The sequence below is a fragment of the Actinoplanes xinjiangensis genome, assembly GCF_003148685.1.
GTDB lineage: Bacteria > Actinomycetota > Actinomycetes > Mycobacteriales > Micromonosporaceae > Actinoplanes > Actinoplanes xinjiangensis.
In genome coordinates this window covers 94,743-113,092 of the sequence record NZ_QGGR01000024.1, presented here as the reverse complement: position 1 = coordinate 113,092, position 18,350 = coordinate 94,743, and the positions used below count along the sequence as shown (strand labels likewise).

The window sequence follows — 18,350 nt, the reverse complement described above, 5'->3', positions numbered from 1 at the left end:
GCCCGGTGGGTGCCCTCTTTCGCACGGACCACACGCACTTCGAAGCGCCGGTGCCCGGCGGATCGCCGGGCTCGTCGCCCTGGCCCTGCACGACCAGCAAGTCCCTCCCCGCCTACCTGAGGCAACCGCGGCAATCCACCCGCACACCAGAACACCCCCGGGAGCATTAATGAGCCAGTTGACGAAGACCTGCGTCATGACGGCAGTGACGACCGCGGTAGCCGGAGGCGCTGTCATGCTCGCATCGAATGCGTATGCCGCCACCACCCGATACGAGGCGGAGTCCGCGCCCGCCACGTGCGGCGGTGCCGTAGCCTCGACTCACGCCGGCTACTCCGGTGGCGGCTTCTGCGACACCACGAACGCGGTCGGTTCCGCGGTTGAGTTCACCGTGGACATGCGAGCCGCGGGTGCGGTCACTCTGGGCATCCGGTATGCCAACGGCAGCACCGCGAACCGGCCGGCGGATCTGAGTGTGAACGGAACGGTGGTGCAGGCCGGATTCGTCTTCGAAGCCACCGGCGCGTGGACCACCTGGACGACCAGGACCCACACGGTCCAGCTGGATGCCGGGGCCAACACGATCCGGTTCGCCGCGACCACCGCTGTGGGGCTCGCCAACCTCGACTACCTCGACGTCGCCACCACGGGCGATCCGACCGAACCGCCCGGGCGGCCGCCGGAGTGCACCGGCAGCTCGCCGATCCGCTGCCACTTCGCGGTCTCCCCCGGCAACTACACGGTGACCGCATGGATCGGCGACCGAGCCTCGGCGGGAAACACCTCCATGTCGGTGGAGGCGCGCCGGTGGATCCTCGCGCCGGTCGCCACCGCGGCCGGCACGATCAGCCGACACGTCTTCACGATCAACGTGCGGCAGCCCGAAGGTCAGCCGACCGGGCAGGGCGGTTCGGGAACGTCCGGCCTGGACGTGTCGTTCGCCGGTTCCATGCCGAAGCTGTCCGGCCTCACCGTCGCGCCGGCGAGCAACCCGCTCGCGGTCTACCTGGCCGGCGACTCCACGGTCTGCGATCAGCCCATCGCCCCGTACACCGGGTGGGGGCAGATCCTGCCCAGTCGCCTGTCGGCCGGCGCGGTCATCGCCAACTACGGCGATTCCGGGGAGGGCTCGGGCAGTTTCCTGAGCAACAGCGCGTTGTTCCCGACGATGCGGCCGCTGATCACGTCGAACGACCTGGTGCTCATCCAGTTCGGGCACAACGACAAGTCCACCGGCGCGTCGGCGTTCCGCACCAACCTGACCACGATGATCAATCAGGTGCGGGCCAGGGGCGGCGTCGCCGTCCTGGTCACCCCGCCGGTCCGGCGGCTGTTCGACGGCAACCAGCTCAACTCCACGGCGCTGCACGTCAATGGCGTCGGCGTGAACCTGCCGGCGGAGATGCGCGCTCTGGGTTCCTCGCTCAGCGTGCCGGTGATCGATCTGACAGCGAAGAGTGAACAGCTGGTGGAGTCCCTGGGCCCGGCCGGCTCCGCCCGGCTCTTCCTACGTGCAGCGGTGGACGGTGTCGCCGACAACACCCACTTCTCCGAGTACGGAGCCGAGGAGATGGCCGGCCTGGTCGTTCAGGGCATCCGCGAGCGCAACCTCCCACTCGCCGACTACCTACGCTGACACACCGGTGTCGGGTCCCTCGGCCGCCGTTGGCGGGGCCCGGCACGCTGCCGGGCAGCCGTCCGGGGATCACGGGTCACCCGATAGATCGGAATCATGCCGCCGCTGACCGCGGATGGTACTGCGGTGAGTCCGAATGTAACTGTTGGTCGCTCAACACCACTGGCCGCCAGACGAGAGGCGATCAAGACTGTCGCCCGGCCCGAGAGGCCGTCGCCCCCGGATCGCTCCAGGCTCCTGGCCTTATACGCCGCAACCTAGTGCCGCGGCCAAGACCCTTGGTGGTGTTGGTGACACGCTGACTGCCGATCGGCACCGAAATCGGGCTCGGCGAGCAGGTGGGCACGTCCTACGATTCTGCGGTGGGTTCCTCGTTGACTGTTCGCTCGGCCCGGGTCGAGGACGTTACCCGGATGGCGGATGTGCATGTTCGGTGCTGGCAGGAGACGTATCGAGGGCTCATGTCGGATGCGGTACTCGACGATCCGGGTTTCCCGGCTGCGCGGGAGCGGTTCTGGACTGCGGCTCTGACCGATGGGCGATATCGCGAGAACCGAACGGCTGTGGTCGAGCGGGAAGGTGAGTTGATCGGCGTCGCGATGTCAGGTCCATCGCTGGACGCTGCGGCGGCTGGGGCAAGACATCTGTATCTGCTCTATGTGGTTACACCCGCGCACGGTACGGGTGCTGGCCAGGCGTTGTTAGACGCTGTCATCGACCCCGTGGAGTCGGCGGTGCTGTGGGTCGCCGATCCCAACCCTCGCGCGCAAGCGTTCTACCGTAAGCACGGCTTCGTAGCCGACGGAGCGGTCCAGGTCGCGGACGGGATACGGGAGATCCGCATGATCCGCTGCGTGCAGGCGCCGTCCCCGGTGCTGTGAGCCAGAACGTTCGAGGCAGCGGATCAGGCTGCCCGGGTGGTGGGTCGGTCGGCCCCAGCGGTGGTGGTGTTCGCTGCGGGCGCAGACGCGGGCGCGTTCGCGTCGTTGGGCGGCGATGACATCGGGGTGGCGGTTGTTGGCGTTGCGCCAGCGCAGGTACGCGTGCAGGGCGCTGGCCAGGGCGATGTGGTTGGGGTAGTTCGAGCTGGCAAGGGCGACGACTGCGACAAGGACGAAGCGTTCACCGACGCCCTGGTCCCGGGCGCGCTCATCAAGGATCTGGAGCTGCACCGCAAGACCGGTGCGGTGAAGGAGGTCAAGCTCGCTTGAGCACACCGCCACCAGAGGTGTTGATCGCCGGCTACCGCCGGCGGACAGGAGGCTAGAACTGCGTGGGCGCGGTGGCTATCGCGATGACCGAGCCGTCCGCGCGGGTCGCTGTGAGCTTGGGCGCCTCGGCGACGAACACCTCGCTATCGTGTGCTCCGGTGACGCCCCGGCCCGATGCCCGCCGGGCGTGAATCCCCATCGTCCCGGTCGGCCCCCGGCCGACCACCAGGTTGGCTTTCAGCACCGCATCGTCGGCGTTGAACATCTGAAGGCCGTCTGCCGTTGTACGGTTGCCGAGATATCACTCCATCGTGAATGCCCTCGGTGATCGCACCTGCCGGATCGGGTGATCGTTGCGGTGTGGGCGGGCGTCACACCAGCGGTGAGTCGATGATCGTCAAGGCGAGATCGATAAGGGCGTGCGCGCGAGCGCTGAGCAGCGTGAGCAGCGCCTGAGCCTGTGGTGCACTCTCCGCCGCCTCTTGCAGTGTCTGAAGGCCCGTGGCGAGGTGGTCGAGCTGGGAGATCAGGTCGGTGTCGCCGGCGCCGTGAAATGCGGCGGCGATGGTTTGCAGGCTAAGGCCGTGCTCTTCCAGCTGCTTGATCGTGGCGATGGTGTCGACGGCTGCCGGGTCGTAGAGGCGGAATCCCCCTCCCGTACGGTCGGCGGCGTTCAGCAGCCCGAGCTGTGTGTAGTAATCGACGGTGCGAGTACTGACGCCGGCTTGGGCGGCGAGTTCGCCGATGCGCAGCAGGGTGCTCACAGAGACCTCCCGATGATCAGCTTTCAGCAACCGTACAGTCATAGGTGCTAGTTTGCGAGGGTGTCCAACGGTTCGATTGAAGGCTGTAGTACCTGGCCGGGCGTGACCCGGCCCCGTGTTGCCCGCTGCGGAGCCCGCGACGGCGGTGATCTGTCGTGTTGATCCTCATCGGGATTCTCGCCATCGTGTTACTGACCGCGGCGACCGGCTATTTCGTGGCGCAGGAGTTCGCGTACGTGGCCGTCGACCGCGAGAAGCTGCGGGCGATGGCCGATGACGGCGACCCGGCCGCCGAACGCGCCCTGCGGGTGACGCAGCGGCTGTCGTTCGTGTTGTCCGGCGCTCAGGTCGGCATCACCGTGACCGCGCTGCTCGCCGGTTATGTCGCCGAGCCCTACCTCGGGCGGGGCACCGCCGAGCTGCTCGGGTTGACCGGTCTGTCCGAGACGGTCAGCACCTCGATCTCGATGGTGTTCGCGCTGCTGTTCGCGACCGTGGTGCAGATGGTGCTCGGTGAGCTGGCGCCGAAGAACCTCGCCATCGCCAAACCGGAGACTCTTGCGCGGGCGCTGTCCCGGTCGACGCTGATCTACCTGGCCGTGGCCGGGCCGCTGATCCGGATGTTCGACGCCACCGCCAACCGGCTGCTGCGTGCCATCGGCATCGAACCGATCGAGGAACTGCCGCAGGGCGCCACGTCGGAGGACCTGGACCGGATCATCGCCAACGCCAGCAGCGAGGGCACCCTCGACGCCCGGGCCGCCCGGCTGCTCGACCACGGCCTGGACTTCCGGGACCGCACTGCCGCTGAGGCGATGCGGCCTCGCGTGGACGTCACCACGATCGGCCAGACGGAGCCGGCGTTGCGGGTCGTCGACCTGCTCGATACCGGGCACTCCCGGTTTCCGGTGACCGGCGACGGCGTCGACGACGTGATCGGTGTGGTCTCCATCGCCGACGTCGTCACCCTGGACCCTGCCGTCCGGGCCACCACCACGGTCCGCGACCTGGCCACGGAGCCCGTCGTGCTACCGGAGACCGCCCGTCTACCGGAGGTCCTGGACCGCCTCAAGGCGGCGCACCGGCAGATGGCGATCGTGGTCGACGAGTACGGCGGCTTCGCCGGCATCATCACCCTGGAGGATGTCGCCGAGGAACTGGTCGGCGACATCCGCGACGAGGACGACCTGCCCGAACCGGTCATCGAGAAGGCCGAGGACGGCGCCTGGCAGATCCCGGGCCGGGCTCGGGTCGACGAGATCGCCGAGGCCACCGGAATCCGGCTACCGGACGACGACATGTACGACACCGTCTCCGGCCTGATTCTGGCCCGACTCGGTCATCTTCCGGCCACCCAGGAGCAGCTCGATGTCCCGCTGCCGCCGATGGTCGACGCCGACGGCAAGCCCGTACCGCAAGGGGTGGCCAGGCTGACCGTGCTGGCCGTGCGCCGGCACGTGCCCGACCGGGTCGCCCTGACCGTCATCCACGACCACGCCGACGGGCAGGTGACAGCATGAGCACCACCTGGTCTCTGCTGATATCGGTGTTGCTGCTGGCAGCCAACGGGTTCTTCGTCGCCGCGGAGTTTGCGCTGGTCGCGGCTAAACGGCACCGGCTGGAAACGGCCGCCGCCGAAGGATCACGCGGTGCTCGGGCCGCGATGGCCGGCACCCGGCAGCTGTCGATGATGCTGGCCGGCGCCCAGCTCGGCATCACCCTGTGCACCCTCGGCCTCGGCGCACTGGCCAAGCCCACGGTTGCACACCTGCTCGAACCCGTTTTCACCACGGTCGGGCTGCCCGCCGGCGCGGCGTACGTGGTGGCTTTCATCCTGGCCGTCGCCCTGGTCGGCTTCCTGCATGTCGTCGTCGGGGAGATGGCGCCCAAGTCGTGGGCGATCAGTCATCCGGAGAACTCGGCGCAGCTGCTGGCGATTCCGTTCGTCGGATTCACCACCGTCTTCCGGCCGGTCCTGGTCGCTCTCAACGGGCTGGCCAACGCCTGCCTGCGGCTGTTCAAGGTGACGCCGCAGGACGAGCTGGCGCAGGTGCACAACGCCGAGCAGCTGCAGATGCTACTGAAGACGTCCAAGGAACACGGCACCATCGAGGACGTCGAACACGAACTGCTCACCGCGATGTTGCGGGTGCAGTCGATGTCCGTACGCGAGGTGATGGTCCCGACCGCGGAAATCCTCGACGTTCCCGCGAACGCCGACGCCCGCGCCGTCGAGGTGCGCAGTACCGAGACCGGCCGGTCTCGGCTCCCGGTCACCGACGACACCGGAGCGATCGTCGGCGTCGTGCATGTCCGGGACGCCGCGAAGACCACCAGCGGCAATCGGCCCGCGACGGCGCGAGACCTGATGACCGCGGCGTTGCCGCTGCCGGCCGACACCAGCGTCCTGGATGCCATCGCGGCGATGCGCAGCCGGCGCAGTCACCTGGCCTTGGTCACCGACACGACCACGGTGATCGGCCTGGTCACTCTCGAAGACCTTCTCGAGCAGGTGATCGGCCAGTTCGACGACGAGACCGATCCGGTCGTGGACGCTGCCCGCCGCGCCGGGCGCACCGGCAGCACCCGCTAGTCATCCGCCGGGCCGGGGTGCGCTGCGGCCGGGCAGATCGTGGTCCGCCCTGCTCTCATGGAGGAGAAAAGACGTGGTGTTCAAACGGATGCTCGGCGCTTTCGGCGTCGGCGGTCCCAGTGTCGACACGGTGCTGACCAATCCGAACGCCTATCCCGGCGGTGTGGTGGCCGGGCAGGTGAATCTGACCGGCGGCAGCCACGACGCCGAAATCGAGCACGTCGCCTTGGGCCTGGTCACCCGGATGGAGGTCGAAGGCGGCGACGGCGAAGGCACGACCACCGGCGAGTACCACCGCGTCACGGTCAGCGGTCCGCTACGGCTGGCCGAGGGCCAGCACCTGTCGGTGCCGTTCCAGCTGGAACTGCCGTGGGAAACCCCGATCACGACCGTGTACGGCCAGCCGTTGCGCGGGATGGTCATGGGTGTGCGGACCGAGGTGGCGGTCGCCCGCGCCGTCGACAAGGGCGACCTGGACACGCTGCACGTCAACCCGCTGCCCGTGCAGCAGCGCATCCTCGACGCCTTCGCCCAGCTCGGGTTCGGGTTCAGAGGCGCCGACCTGGAGTACGGGCAGATCGCCGGCGTCCCGCAGACTCTGCCGTTCTATCAGGAGATCGAATACTTCGCTGCACCGCAGTACACGCACGCGATCAGCGAGGTCGAACTGACGTTCGTGACCACCGCGAACACCGTCGAAGTGATCCTCGAATTCGACAAGGGCGGCGGCATGTTCAGCAGCGGCCACGACAGCTTCGGCCGGTACACCGTCGACCACGCCGCCGCCGACAGCCTCGACTGGACTCAGCAGGTCGACGCCTGGATCCGCCAAGCCGTCGACCACCGGCAGAACCGCGCTGGCTACGGCGCCCCGGGGTACGGGCACGGCGGCCATCACGACGAACACCACGGCGGTCACGCCGGCGGTATGGGTGGCGTCGCCATGGGCGTAGCCGGAGGACTTGCCGTCGGCTACGTCGCCGGTGGAATCCTCGACGAGGTCTTCGAAGACGACGAAGAGGAAGCCGAAGTTTGAAAGATCGTGGTGACGGTGCGGGAGAGCCGCGCCGTCACTCCAGCAGGTCCATGGACACAGCGTCCGGACGGTCTACCGCACCGGTCGTGGTGTCCTCGGTGATGCGGTCACAGCGTCGCGAGGACGAAGGACAGAACGAATCCGGCGGTGGTGCTCAACGCGACCAAAGGGCCGCCCTTCTCGTATGCCTCCGGCATCAGGGTGTCCGCCAGCGAGGCTAGGACGGCACCGGCGGCGAAGGCGAGCGGCAGCGACAGGGTCTCCGGTGCCGCGGACGACAGCGGTCCGGCCCCGAGGACCACGGCCAGGGTCAACAGCCCCGCGCACGCCAGCCACGTGCCGAGGATGAACGTCCGGGAACGACCCTGTTCGCGCATGGAAGCGCTGCCGACCAGCGCCTCCGGGAAGTTGGAGACGAAGATGGCCGCGAGCAGTGCCAGCCCGCCGGTGCCTTCGCCGAGCGACACCCCCAGCGCGACGTTCTCCGGAACACCGTCGAGGGTCACGGCTGCCAACAGCGCCAGCCCGGCGGCACCCGACGTGGATGCGGCCGACGGTGCCCGGTCCTGCGCGGCAGCGTCGACGTCGAGTTTCTCGCTTCCTTCGGGCTCTTTCCGCTTTCCCTGTGCCAACCGGTCGAGCCGGGAACTGAGCACGGTGAACACGAGCGCACCGACGATCAGGCCGACCGCGGCCCGCCAGATTCCGCCGTGCTCGTAGGCGTCTTCGAACAACTCGAAGGACAGCGCGGTGATCAGCGCACCGGCCGCGAAGGCCAACATTCCGGCGAGCACAGCCTTGGGCAGCTGAAACCGGGAACCTACCCACGCGCCGATGACCAGCGCGCTGGAGGCGATGAGACCGAACAGGAGCGCATCCACAGCTGCGGCCTTACCCGTCGGGGCTGCGATCGACACGGAGTCGCCCTCACCTGGCCTACCGGCTGGGCTGGCGTAGTCGTCTCAGCATCCGGCTCCAAGGTCGGCTTACAGTGCGGTAGCCGTGCTGGTCATGCCCAGACGTTGTGTCGGTGCCTCGGCTACGGCGTGCTGCTACTGCCGACCTGGCAGTGGGGCTCGGTGGCAGGTTTCGTAGGCGGCGGGACTGAGATATCCGAGGTTTGAGTGAATGTGGCCTGGTGGAAGGCCTTTCGGCGGTCTCCCTCATGGGGCTGAAATGGGCGTCCGACTACCCCGGATACGACGTCCACAAATCGATTGTCGATCCGGCGATGAAGAACGCCAGCGCTGTCCATCGCAGCAGGTGAAGCGGCTGGGCGCGGTCGAGCTGTCGGGCTGCCCATAGTATGGGCACCGCCAGCACCCGCCATCCGACGGCCAAGGCGGCCCCGGGAGCCGAGCTCACCCACAGCGCCACCACGCACCCGAGACCAAGCGTCCAGGACAGCCACTGCGCCCTGCCCCACCAGCCCGCCAACGGCGTGTGCAGCGCGTACGCCACGAGCCCGCCGACGGCCATCGTGGCGATGAAGGCGATGAGGGCGAGGATGCCGCTCCGGTTGGCAGCACCGGTCGCCTGGCCGACGTACCGTCGCTGACCCGTCGGCAGCACGACCCGTAGCCACTCCTCGATCCGCTCCTCGATGAACGCGTCGGCTGCTCCCGTCTGTCGAGGCGTGAGGATCCGCTCGTCGGCGGCGAGCCGAAATTCCCGCCGTACGTCCGCCGACACTTGGTGCCACCAGGCTTGATACTCCTCCAGCGCGATGTCGTGGGACGGGGCGTAGGTCGGCGGCTGGGCTCGCAGGGTCAGGAACCGGTCGAAGCCGCGCTCGTCAGTACCCTGGCCCGTGACGATATCCAGGTAGGCCGACCACTGAAGGCCGACGATCCGCCGGATCGCCAGCGACCGGCGCTGTCGCCGCCGCGCCCCCGCCGCCCGGCACCGCATCCATACTCCGATTCGGCGCAGCCGGACTCCTCCGAGCAAATCAAGTAGAAGCGGGAAGCCGGCCAGCAGTAGAAGCCATTTACCCGACCATGCGAACCAGCCCATGTCGATCCACATTAGATCCTGCGGTCGAGCGATACCGTCCAGCCGGATCGTGGTCCGGGGTTGACTAGAGTCCCCGATCGGTACCTTCGCCGGAGTGCTGTTCACCGCCGACGCCCTGCACACCCAGACCGGGCACGCCGCTGAGGCAACCGCCCGCCAAGCGCACTTGCTCGTCTAGACCGTGTTGTTTGGAGTTGTTGAACTGCAAGGTCATTCGTGGACCGGGCGTGGATGACGTGGAGAAGTACTGGCCGGATGCGTTGTGGCAGTTAGCGCAGCCGTTGCTGCCCGAGCACCCGGAAAGGCATCAAGACGGCGGGCGGTGCCGCACCGAATAACCGGGGGGTAAGGTCCACTATTTGTCGATCTTTACCCTTACAAATGGTGGATTCGTTGCGTACATACCTGCGAAACATTCTGGCGGCCGCCACCGCACTCCTGGTGGCACCGGCCATCGCGCCGCAGCCGGCCCAGGCCGAGTCCACGGTCCGGCTGACCGCCATGCACTGGAACGTCGGCGGCGGCTGGAAATATCAGACGCCCGGCTCGTCTGACCTGGTGGTCACCAAGATCTTCGACACGATCAAGGGGAAGAACCCGGACTTCGTTGCCCTCAACGAGATCTGCCAGAGCCAATACGCCGCCCTCACCAAGCGGTTGCAGAACGAGACCAACTGGCCGCAGGACAAGGGCAACTTTGTCCGGTTCCAGGCGACCCGCAACGGCACGACCGACGACGGGGACGTCTGTGACCACAAGGCGGTGGGCATCGCGCTGCTCAGCCGGCAGCCGCTCGGCACGGCGAACCGGTTCCCGCTGACCCCGAACCCGGAGTACGACAAGGACGAGATCCGTCACCTGCTCTGCGCGCCGACCACCACCATGCCGGTGCGCTACTGCGTCACCCACATCACCCCGAAGCCGTTCGGCACCTTCGGGAAGATCCAGGTCAACGAGGTGCTCAGGCACGTCGAGGACTTCGAGGCGGCTGGTGACACGGTGCTGGTGGGCGGCGACTTCAACGCCACGCCGAGCTGGCCGGAGCTCAACGTCTGGTACGACCCGAGCGTCAACACTCCGGCGAACGGCGACAACCTCGGCGCGTACCGGGAGATGGACGACGCCGACCCGTACTGCCTGGGCTACGGCGAAGGCACCACCCGCGCGACCACCGGCAGCCCGTGCGGCACCGGCACGAAAATCGACATGATCTTCTTCCGGGCCAATCGCCTCAACGGCCAGCACGCCGGTGACTCGCTGCCGCTGAGCACCTGTGGCAGCGCGCTCTGCTCCGACCACCGCATCTACTGGGGCTGGGCCGACCTAAGCATCGGCTGACCTACGGTCGTTGGAGGGCTGGTCCGGCTCGCCCACGAACCGCTGCCGGAACCCCGCCAGCGCATCGATCACTTCCGCCCGATCCGTCAGGCCCGCAACAACGAACATCGATGCGGCCGGACATGGCTGAAGCTTTTGTCAGGGCTGCCTGCTTCGCGACGCCGCCGTCGCGAGATACCCCTTCTCCGGGGTTGGCACCCATCGGCAGGGGCCGGTGAGGTCGCCGCAGTTGGATCCGCAACGTCGATCGCAGTGGTGCGCGGAAGCCGCCCGGCTGACCACTACTGATCACGCGCAAGATCCCCGCCAACTCTTGGAGGGTCTTGCCATGGACAGATCTCACTCGTCCCAAAGCCAGCCAATCGCCGAGGACGTCAAGCTCCTCACGGTCGTCGCGCCCAACAGGGATGAGGGCTGCAGCCCTACGGGGCTTGTCGGACGACGCTTGGCAGGGCAGTTGCTTGCCGCCGGGGACCCCGTAAGGGTGCTAGCGGAGCTGAAGGAGCGCAGTGGCTGGCCGGCTGAGGTAGAGGTGGTAACTGGCTCCATTAGTCAGCCGTTGCCGTCAGCCGAGATCTTCGCTGGCGTTGATGCGGTATTCCTCGCCGGCGCGCATCCCTCCACCGTCGAAGCGTCATTGAGGTTGGCGCGTGACGCCGGTGTCCGACGGATCGTGCTGCTGTCGTCCCACGGGCCCGAGTACGAGCAGTACAACCCGCCAGAGACCTGGCACTGGCTCGCCATCGAACGCGCTGTAGAGCGTTGCGGGATCGAGTGGACTCATCTCCGGCCATCCGCCGTGATGGGCTCCGTCAGGAGCGGCACGTATCCCGCGACCGGGTCCGACTGGCCGCAGTCCATCCGAACGGCGGGAGCCGTCCGGGAAGCCTTCCTCGACACCGGGCACTACCCGTTCATCCATGAAGGCGATCTCGCCGCTATCGCTGCAGCGGCGATGCACACTGACCACTATGCCGGCACCGTCATCGAGGCGGTGGGACTGCCTTCGTCCACCCAGTCACGAGTACGCAGCATCGCTCACGCCATCGGTCGCGACATTCAGGCTATCAACGTAACGGCTGCTGAGAGCCGGGCAACATGGCAACGTAACGGCTGGCCAGAAGGCGCCATCGAGGTAACGCTGTACGCCCTCCAGGAGTACGGTGCGCGCCTGACCGAACTCACTGAATGGACGGTCGCGCAACGGCCCTCCGTCCGCGACATCATCGGTCGCTCGCCGCGTACCTACGACGAATGGGCGGCTGAGAACGCCGACCTATTTCTCTGGTCCTGCTCGCGCCCGGCACGCTGATCGGCACTCGCTGTAGTCACTTCTGGTAACTAGCGGTCGGGTCTGGTGCGCAGCGATGCTGAAGGGGTCGGAGGTTAAAGCACAAGCTTAAGGTGAAAGGCGACCAGCCAACCCTGTTCAACAGCTCAAACGGCTGCCCTGTTATCCCCGACGCTTGACGTCTCGTCCTAACAGATCCTCCGCGGGTCGCTGCGCCCGGATTGACCTTGCGGGTACGTGATGGGGGTGCCCCGGCCGGAGCCGGGGAACCCCCATCACGTGGCCGACGAGAGGGGGCCGCAGACGGGCCGAGCAGGCGTGCTCAGTAGGCGAAGGGCCAGCCGGTGCTGTCGTAGCCGAGAAGGTTGATGCCGAGTCGGGAGGCCCCGTTGTCGGCGTAGTAGTGGTAGACGAGGACGTCGGCGTCGCTGTCGGCGATCACTGCCTGGTGGCCGGGCCCGTGGACGCTGCCGTGGCCGGCAAGCACCTGGGTGCCGCCACCAGAGTTCATCGCCTTGCCACTACGGTCGACGAACGGCCCGTTGGGGCTGGTCGAACGACCCACCATGATGCGGTATGTGCTCGCGGCGCCCTGACAGCAGCGGTCGAACGACACCCACAGGTAGTAGTAGGAGCCGCGCTTGAACATGTGCGGCGCTTCGATCGCTCCACCGTTACGGCCCGCGATGAGACGGATGCTGTTGTCGGCGCGCAGACCGGTCGACGGGTTCAAGGCGATCTGCTGCAGACCCGACCAGAACGAGCCGAAGTTGAGCCACCAGCGGCCGTTGGCGTCGACGATCAGGTTCGGGTCGATCGCGTTGTAGTTGTTCGACGAGCTGGAGGCGATGACCAGACCGCGGTTGGTCCAGGTCCCGGAGGCGCCGGTGGGGCTGGTGGCGAGGAAGATCGCGGAACGGTTCGAGCCGAACGTCGAGGCCGAGTAGTACAGGTAGTACTGGCCGTTGTGGTAGGAGATGTCCGGCGCCCACAGGTTGGCGCTCCCGCCGGTGTACGTCGTTGTCCACGGCGCACCGTTGGGGAAGGCCGCTCCGGCGGCCCGGAAGGCGGTGCGGTCGGTGGAGGTGGTCAGCGCGATGTTGTTCCCGGTCTGCGCCACGATGTACGTGCCGCCGGGCGTCTTGACCATCGTGGGGTCGTGGGTACCCGTGGCGCCCGAGACGGGACCGGGGTTGGGGTAGGAGCCCGGCGGTGTGGTCGGTGTGGCGAGCGCAATGATCGGGGCTGCGGCGGCGGGCGGTCGCACAGCGGCTTGCGCGTGCATCGCGACAGCCGACATCACTGCCACGACGGCGGCGACCGGAACGGCGAGGAGCACTCGCCTTCGCATGTGGGATCCAGGCATGGAAGCCTCCAGGTTCGCTCGAACCTGGAGAGGGCCGCCAGACTCGAGCATGGGGATGTTAGCGCTCACAAATAGGAGCGCGTTCTGACTGCGTCCGAAGCCGAGGGGGCGGCTGCCGGACGCTGGTGCGCTGTCGTCATCGAGTTTGGCGCAGCGACACGTTGCACGGCAGTTATCGTGCACTCCCGTACAGGAAAGTGTCAAACAGGAACGTCGATGCCTACCCGGGCCAAGGGTGATCAACGGCGTTACAGTCGGGGTCGACAAGTGGAAGCGGTGCGGAGACTCTGTGGATTACCCGTTCGAGATCGAGGAGATCTTCACCGGCGACGCGTCCGGCTCGTTGCAGCTTCCGCGACGGCAGGCGGGGAGTTCACCACAAGGCTTGGCTCTCACGCTTCTTGCTGACTACACCGCGTACACCGAGGCCTGGCTGCCGTCCGGCGCCCTCGTGGCGCTCCTGGCCGAGGCTGACGTCAGCGCGGCCGGCGCGCGGACCGCCATCAGCCGTCTCGCGCGGCGGTCAGTGCTGCAGAGCGACCGCGTGGGGCGGAGCACCTTCTACCGCCTGGCGCCGTCGGTCGCGGCGCATTTGCGCGGCGGAGGGAGGGGGGTCGTCGCGTTCGGCGAGGACGCTGAGAAGTGGGACGGCTGGTGGACGCTGGTGGCGTTCTCGGTGCCCCAAGAGGGTTACGCACAGCGTCGCGCTCTACGTAACCACCTGCGGTGGAGAGGCTTCGCGCCGCTGTACGACGCGCTGTGGGTCTCGCCGCGCCAACTCGAGGACGAAGACCGGGCGAACCTCGCGGAAGTGAATCTGCAGGATCTAACCGTTTTCCGCGCTCGTCACACGGAACTGGCCGTCGGCTCGGGCCGGAGCCCTATCGACGCATGGGACCTGCACGCCGTCAGCGAGCAGTACGAAACCTTCGTTCGCCACTGGAGCGAGATTCTGCCCCGTGTGCGGGCCGGGGCTTTCGGTGGGGCACAAGCGGTACGTGCGCGCACCGCCGTGATGGACAGCTACCGCCGGTTCGCCCCGATGGACCCGCCACTACCGATGCGGCTCCTGCCCGGCGGGTGGCCACGGGAACACGCCCGGCTCATCTTCGCCGCGGTCTATGACGGCCTCGCCGAGACTGCCGAGCGGCACGTTCGCGCCATCGTCGCCGACTTCACCGCGACGCCACCGCGGATCCACGCCAACACCGTCGCCGACCTCTCGGCTGGACGCGTCGCCGACAGCGTGCCGGATTTCCACTGAGGGCGCGCGACCGCGCTGCTGACCCAGTCGTCGCGATCGGGTTTGCCGAGCTGGTGATCAGTGGCCTGGCCGGGTTCCGGAGGCTGAGGTGGACCGAGCGCAGCGACCGGGACCTGCAGACGTCGGCGCACCTGACCCGCACCGCTCTGGAAGCCGGCACGAACCTCGACGCCGTCCGCGGTGACGTGCTGCGCATCGTGTTCGCCCGTGCCAACACCGAACGCGCCGAAGCAACCAGGCCTTGACAGATCTCTATGTGAGCGTTAACACTCCCAAGAAACCTGGCGTCAACATAGCCGAAACATGCGGGCCGCCTTGCCCCGCGGCGCGCCTGCCACCCTCCACCAACCGCAGCTCGCCGCCACCGACCAGTAGGGCGCGACCACTCCTCCGTCACGATGCGCGCCCCTTCCGCCCCTTCGCAGTTCCCGAAGAAAGGACTCACTCATGCCGGTGATGTACCGATGGAAAACAGCGCGGCGCATGCTGATGGCCGCGGGAACAGTCATACTCGCCTCGGTCCTGGGCACAGCGGTTCCCGCCTCGCCCGCGCTCGCGGCACCCGGCCCCTCATTCACCAATCCCCTCGTCGGCTCCCCGAACAGCGCGGATCCCTCGATCGTCTACAGCAACGGCAACTGGTACTACGTGGCCACGACATGGTCCTCCAGAATTGTCATGCGCACAGCGTCCACGATGGCCGGCCTGAAGAACGCCCCTGAGCGAACGGTGTTCACCCTGGGTGCCGGGCCCGGCTGCTGCACCATGTGGGCGCCGGACATCCAATGGATCAACAATCGGTGGTATCTGTACTTCTCCGCGGAGCCGTCGCCGGGCCAGGGCCAGCGCCGTACCGGGGTGCTGGAGAGCAACGGCACCGATCCGCTCGGGCCGTACACCTACCGCGGCATCCTCAACCTCGAACCCAACAACGGCTGGGCGATCGACGGCAGCGTCGTCCGCTTCAACGGCTGGCCGAACCACTTCGTGTACTCGGCGTTCCGCGGCGGGGAACAGGGCCTGTTCATCGCCCCCATGTCCTCACCGACCCAGGTGTCGCGCAACGGTGTGCGGATCTCCTCGCCGACGCTGTCCTGGGAGCGGCAGGGTGGAGCCGTCAACGAAGGTCCGTATGCCGTCTACAACGACGGAAAGACGTTCCTGACGTACTCGGCGAGCTCCTGTAACACCCCCGACTACAAGCTCGGCACGCTGACCTGGACCGGCGGAGACCCGATGTCGGCCGCCTCGTGGACGAAGCGGTCCACGCCGATCTTCCAGCGCAGCGACGCCAACGGCGTCTACGGCCCGGGCCACGCCTCCTTCGCACGGTCGCCCGACGGCGCGGAGACGTGGATCATCTACCACGCGAACTCGTCCACCAGCCAGGGCTGCGGCACCACCCGCACCACGCGGGCACAGAAGATCGGCTGGAACTCCGACGGCACACCCAACCCCGGCACGCCGGTACGCACAGGCGTCACGATCGCGGGCCCCTCCGGCGACTCGTGACCCGCACACGTCATCGGTACTGAACGAGCGTTCCCGTGGTCGCGCAGCGGCCGGTGAGCTTGCGGCGCCACCACGGGATCGGCCCGCTACGGTGCGAACCGGCCGAGGGTCGCCTCAGGGGAAGCGCACACACTTCGGTCCGGTGTTCCGGCACCGCTGGTTCCGATACCGCACTGGCGCACCGCCATTTCGGTCCCCAGATGCGGAATCCGCCCTGGTGAAGAGGTATTTCATATAGCGATCCATGGATGTTAACGTTCACCGCATGATGACATCGAGCAGTGTCCTCCGATGGTGTTCGGGCACGGCGGCCGCGGTCGGCGCACTCGCCGCTACGGTGGTGCTGACCCCGTCCGCTTCGGCGGCGGTGACCATCACGGTGGCGGCCGACGGCAGCGGCAACTTCAGATCCGTGCAGGCGGCGATCGACAGTATCGCGGCCAACAACGGCGTACCGGTCACCATCAACATCAAGCCCGGCACCTACCGCGGTGTGGTCACCATCCCCGCCACCAAGCCGCACCTCACGCTGGCCGGTGCGGGTGGCACCGCCGGCCAGGTGGTGATCGTCGAGGGACATGCGTCCGGCCAGACCAAGCCCGGTGGCGGTACCTACGGCACGTCCGGCAGCGCCTCGGTCTTCGTCAACGCCAACGACACCACGATCAGGAATCTGACGATGGCGAACGACTTCAACGAGGGCGCCAACAATCTCGACGCCGAGCAGGCCGTCGCGGTCAACACTTCCGGCGACCGGGTCCAGTTGGACAACGTCCGCATCCTCGGCAACCAGGACACCCTGCTGGTCAACGCGCCCAGCACGAGCGCGGTCCGGCGTCTCTACGTCCGCAACTCCTACGTGGAGGGCGATGTCGACTTCATCTTCGGCCGGGGCACCATGGTCTTCCAGAACGGCACGGTGCACTCGCTGACCCGTGGCTCGTCATCGAACAACGGCTACCTCACCGCGGCGGCCACCGACATCAACAACAAGTTCGGATTCCTGTTCTGGGGCACCACCCTCACCAGCAACGCTCCCGCCAAGACCGTCTACCTGGGCCGGCCCTGGCACCCCAGCGGCGACGTCAACGCCCGCGGCCAGGTCCTCTACCGCGGCGTCACCATGGGCGCGCACATCCGCAACGACCCCTGGACCGACATGTCCGGCTTCTCGTGGAAGACCGCCCGGTTCGCCGAGTACAGCAGCACCGGCGCCGGTGCCGTCATCAACGCCAACCGGCCCCAGATGAGCGCTTCCACCGCCACCCAGTACACGCCCACCGCCTACCTGGCCGGTACGGACGGCTGGAACCCCATCCGCTGACGAACAGCCCCGGCGACTCCGCGACCGAGCCGGAGGACCCTCATGATCATGCGGCGAGACACGCTTACCTCAGCCCTCCTCGCCGTCGCCGCGACGGTGCTCATCGCGGCTCTGCCCATCTCACGGGCCGACGCGGCGGCCGGTGACGGCACCCCGAGCGACCCGAACATCAACTTCGTCGGCCGGTGGGACAAGACGAACCCCGCGGCCTACGGAGCGTACTGGGCGAGGGCATACCTGCGGTCCGGGTTCACCGGCAGGCCGGTGAAGATAAAGCTGCGCGACACCATCCACCTGTGGGCGAGCGTCGACGGCAAGGCGTTCACCCCGTTCAGCGGCTCCGACACCATCAACCTGACCCCGACCGCGCTGGGGGCCGGCAACCACACATTGATCATGAGCTACCGGCAGGTGGCCGGTTCGTACACCGGCGACGCTGCTTTCCAAGGTCTGGTCCTCGACTCGGTGCGAGCACGTTCAAGCCGCCAAATCGGGCTAAACTGGTCATTTTCGCCGAAGACTCGATCACCGCGGGCGCCATGAGCAGTCAGCTCGCCGTCACCGCCTACGGCTTCCAGGTGGGTGAGAGGCTCGGCTACGACCATACCTAGATCGCGATCGGCGGCATGCGCCTGGCCGAAGCGGCCGACAAGTGGGCTGGACTACGTGGGGGTAGATTTCAGAGACGAGCCGCAGCTCAGACTCGATGCCGGAACTGTCGAGGTGCGGGATTTCAACCGTGGTGAGGAATTCCGAGTTCGAGGTTCTTTTAGCGCAGCGGCTCCGGTTGGGTTCCCCGTTGCGTCAGGCTCATTGTGAGCTGGGCATGGGTCACGAGGACGCACATGTCGCTTTCGTGATGGCCGCGCAGGACGGCGAGCGGTGGTGGTGGGTGCGGTGGGATAGCGCCCGTCACGAGGTCGTCGATATCGATGTGTGCCCTTGGGTGGACGGTACGGTTCACGACGACTGCCGCTTGCCAGGGGGCACGTCGGTCCG

General features: G+C 67.4%; 18 protein-coding genes. 13 read left to right on the top strand and 5 right to left on the bottom strand.

Features of this window, described 5'->3' with window-relative positions; translation table 11 throughout:
• Positions 1-235: 235 nt before the first annotated feature.
• From BC793_RS37315 to BC793_RS49925, 3 genes are all read left to right on the top strand, one after another.
• Positions 236-1,636, top strand: coding sequence for a GDSL-type esterase/lipase family protein (locus tag BC793_RS37315; protein WP_158319492.1), 1,401 nt, complete (start codon positions 236-238; stop codon positions 1,634-1,636).
• 362 nt (positions 1,637-1,998) lie between these two features.
• A complete protein-coding gene (locus BC793_RS37310; RefSeq protein WP_239170485.1) occupies positions 1,999-2,517 on the top strand; it encodes a GNAT family N-acetyltransferase in 519 nt (172 codons plus the stop codon).
• A 60-nt stretch (positions 2,518-2,577) separates the two neighbouring features.
• Positions 2,578-2,847, top strand: coding sequence for a hypothetical protein (locus BC793_RS49925; protein WP_158319491.1), 270 nt, complete (start codon positions 2,578-2,580; stop codon positions 2,845-2,847).
• A gap of 52 nt (positions 2,848-2,899) precedes the next feature.
• Here the strand turns inward: BC793_RS49925 and BC793_RS37300 are convergent, their stop codons facing one another.
• Positions 2,900-3,112 (bottom strand): hypothetical protein, encoded by a 213-nt coding sequence (locus BC793_RS37300; RefSeq protein ID WP_109601236.1) that lies wholly within the window; start codon positions 3,110-3,112, stop codon positions 2,900-2,902.
• Positions 3,113-3,218: 106 nt separating this feature from the next.
• On the bottom strand, positions 3,219-3,611 hold the full coding sequence (locus BC793_RS37295) for a helix-turn-helix domain-containing protein (RefSeq protein ID WP_275416277.1): 393 nt from the start codon (positions 3,609-3,611) through the stop codon (positions 3,219-3,221).
• Positions 3,612-3,766: 155 nt separating this feature from the next.
• Between BC793_RS37295 and BC793_RS37290 the strand changes: the two genes are divergently transcribed.
• The 3 genes from BC793_RS37290 (at position 3,767) to BC793_RS37280 (ending at position 7,240) form a co-directional block, all read left to right on the top strand.
• Positions 3,767-5,131, top strand: a complete 1,365-nt coding sequence (locus BC793_RS37290) for a hemolysin family protein (RefSeq protein WP_109601232.1) — start codon at positions 3,767-3,769, stop codon at positions 5,129-5,131.
• Positions 5,128-6,204 carry a hemolysin family protein gene (locus tag BC793_RS37285; protein ID WP_109601230.1) on the top strand — a complete coding sequence of 359 codons (1,077 nt, stop codon included), beginning with the start codon at positions 5,128-5,130 and terminating at the stop codon, positions 6,202-6,204. Before BC793_RS37290 ends, BC793_RS37285 begins: the two co-directional genes overlap by 4 nt.
• 73 nt (positions 6,205-6,277) lie before the next feature.
• Positions 6,278-7,240, top strand: coding sequence for a sporulation protein (locus BC793_RS37280; RefSeq protein WP_109601228.1), 963 nt, complete (start codon positions 6,278-6,280; stop codon positions 7,238-7,240).
• Positions 7,241-7,347: 107 nt separating this feature from the next.
• On the opposite strand, the gene BC793_RS37275 is transcribed toward BC793_RS37280, so the two are convergent.
• Positions 7,348-8,121 carry a ZIP family metal transporter gene (locus BC793_RS37275; protein ID WP_109601226.1) on the bottom strand — a complete coding sequence of 258 codons (774 nt, stop codon included), beginning with the start codon at positions 8,119-8,121 and terminating at the stop codon, positions 7,348-7,350.
• A gap of 307 nt (positions 8,122-8,428) precedes the next feature.
• Complete coding sequence (locus BC793_RS37270; RefSeq protein WP_146246627.1) at positions 8,429-9,268, bottom strand: hypothetical protein; 840 nt, start codon at positions 9,266-9,268, stop codon at positions 8,429-8,431.
• A 381-nt stretch (positions 9,269-9,649) separates the two neighbouring features.
• Here BC793_RS37270 and BC793_RS37265 point away from each other — a divergent pair, with 381 nt between their 5' ends.
• Together BC793_RS37265 and BC793_RS37260 are read left to right on the top strand one after the other, a co-directional pair.
• A complete protein-coding gene (locus tag BC793_RS37265) occupies positions 9,650-10,594 on the top strand; it encodes an endonuclease/exonuclease/phosphatase family protein (RefSeq protein ID WP_158319490.1) in 945 nt (314 codons plus the stop codon).
• Positions 10,595-10,922: 328 nt separating this feature from the next.
• Positions 10,923-11,906: an SDR family oxidoreductase gene (locus BC793_RS37260; protein ID WP_170167318.1), complete on the top strand. Its 984-nt coding sequence runs from the start codon at positions 10,923-10,925 to the stop codon at positions 11,904-11,906.
• 301 nt (positions 11,907-12,207) lie between these two features.
• On the opposite strand, the gene BC793_RS37255 is transcribed toward BC793_RS37260, so the two are convergent.
• Complete coding sequence (locus BC793_RS37255; protein WP_239170486.1) at positions 12,208-13,236, bottom strand: arabinan endo-1,5-alpha-L-arabinosidase; 1,029 nt, start codon at positions 13,234-13,236, stop codon at positions 12,208-12,210.
• A gap of 304 nt (positions 13,237-13,540) precedes the next feature.
• Between BC793_RS37255 and BC793_RS37250 the strand changes: the two genes are divergently transcribed.
• From BC793_RS37250 to BC793_RS37230, 5 genes are all read left to right on the top strand, one after another.
• On the top strand, positions 13,541-14,515 hold the full coding sequence (locus tag BC793_RS37250; RefSeq protein ID WP_109601305.1) for a PaaX family transcriptional regulator: 975 nt from the start codon (positions 13,541-13,543) through the stop codon (positions 14,513-14,515).
• Between the two features lie 53 nt (positions 14,516-14,568).
• Positions 14,569-14,760 carry a hypothetical protein gene (locus BC793_RS37245; protein ID WP_109601219.1) on the top strand — a complete coding sequence of 64 codons (192 nt, stop codon included), beginning with the start codon at positions 14,569-14,571 and terminating at the stop codon, positions 14,758-14,760.
• 202 nt (positions 14,761-14,962) lie between these two features.
• Positions 14,963-16,027 (top strand): glycoside hydrolase family 43 protein, encoded by a 1,065-nt coding sequence (locus BC793_RS37240; protein WP_109601217.1) that lies wholly within the window; start codon positions 14,963-14,965, stop codon positions 16,025-16,027.
• A 265-nt stretch (positions 16,028-16,292) separates the two neighbouring features.
• On the top strand, positions 16,293-17,351 hold the full coding sequence (locus tag BC793_RS37235; protein WP_109601215.1) for a pectinesterase family protein: 1,059 nt from the start codon (positions 16,293-16,295) through the stop codon (positions 17,349-17,351).
• Positions 17,352-17,399: 48 nt separating this feature from the next.
• The gene (locus BC793_RS37230; RefSeq protein WP_239170487.1) at positions 17,400-17,894 is read left to right on the top strand and encodes a hypothetical protein; all 495 of its coding nucleotides are present in this window, start codon (positions 17,400-17,402) and stop codon (positions 17,892-17,894) included.
• Positions 17,895-18,350 lie beyond the last annotated feature (456 nt).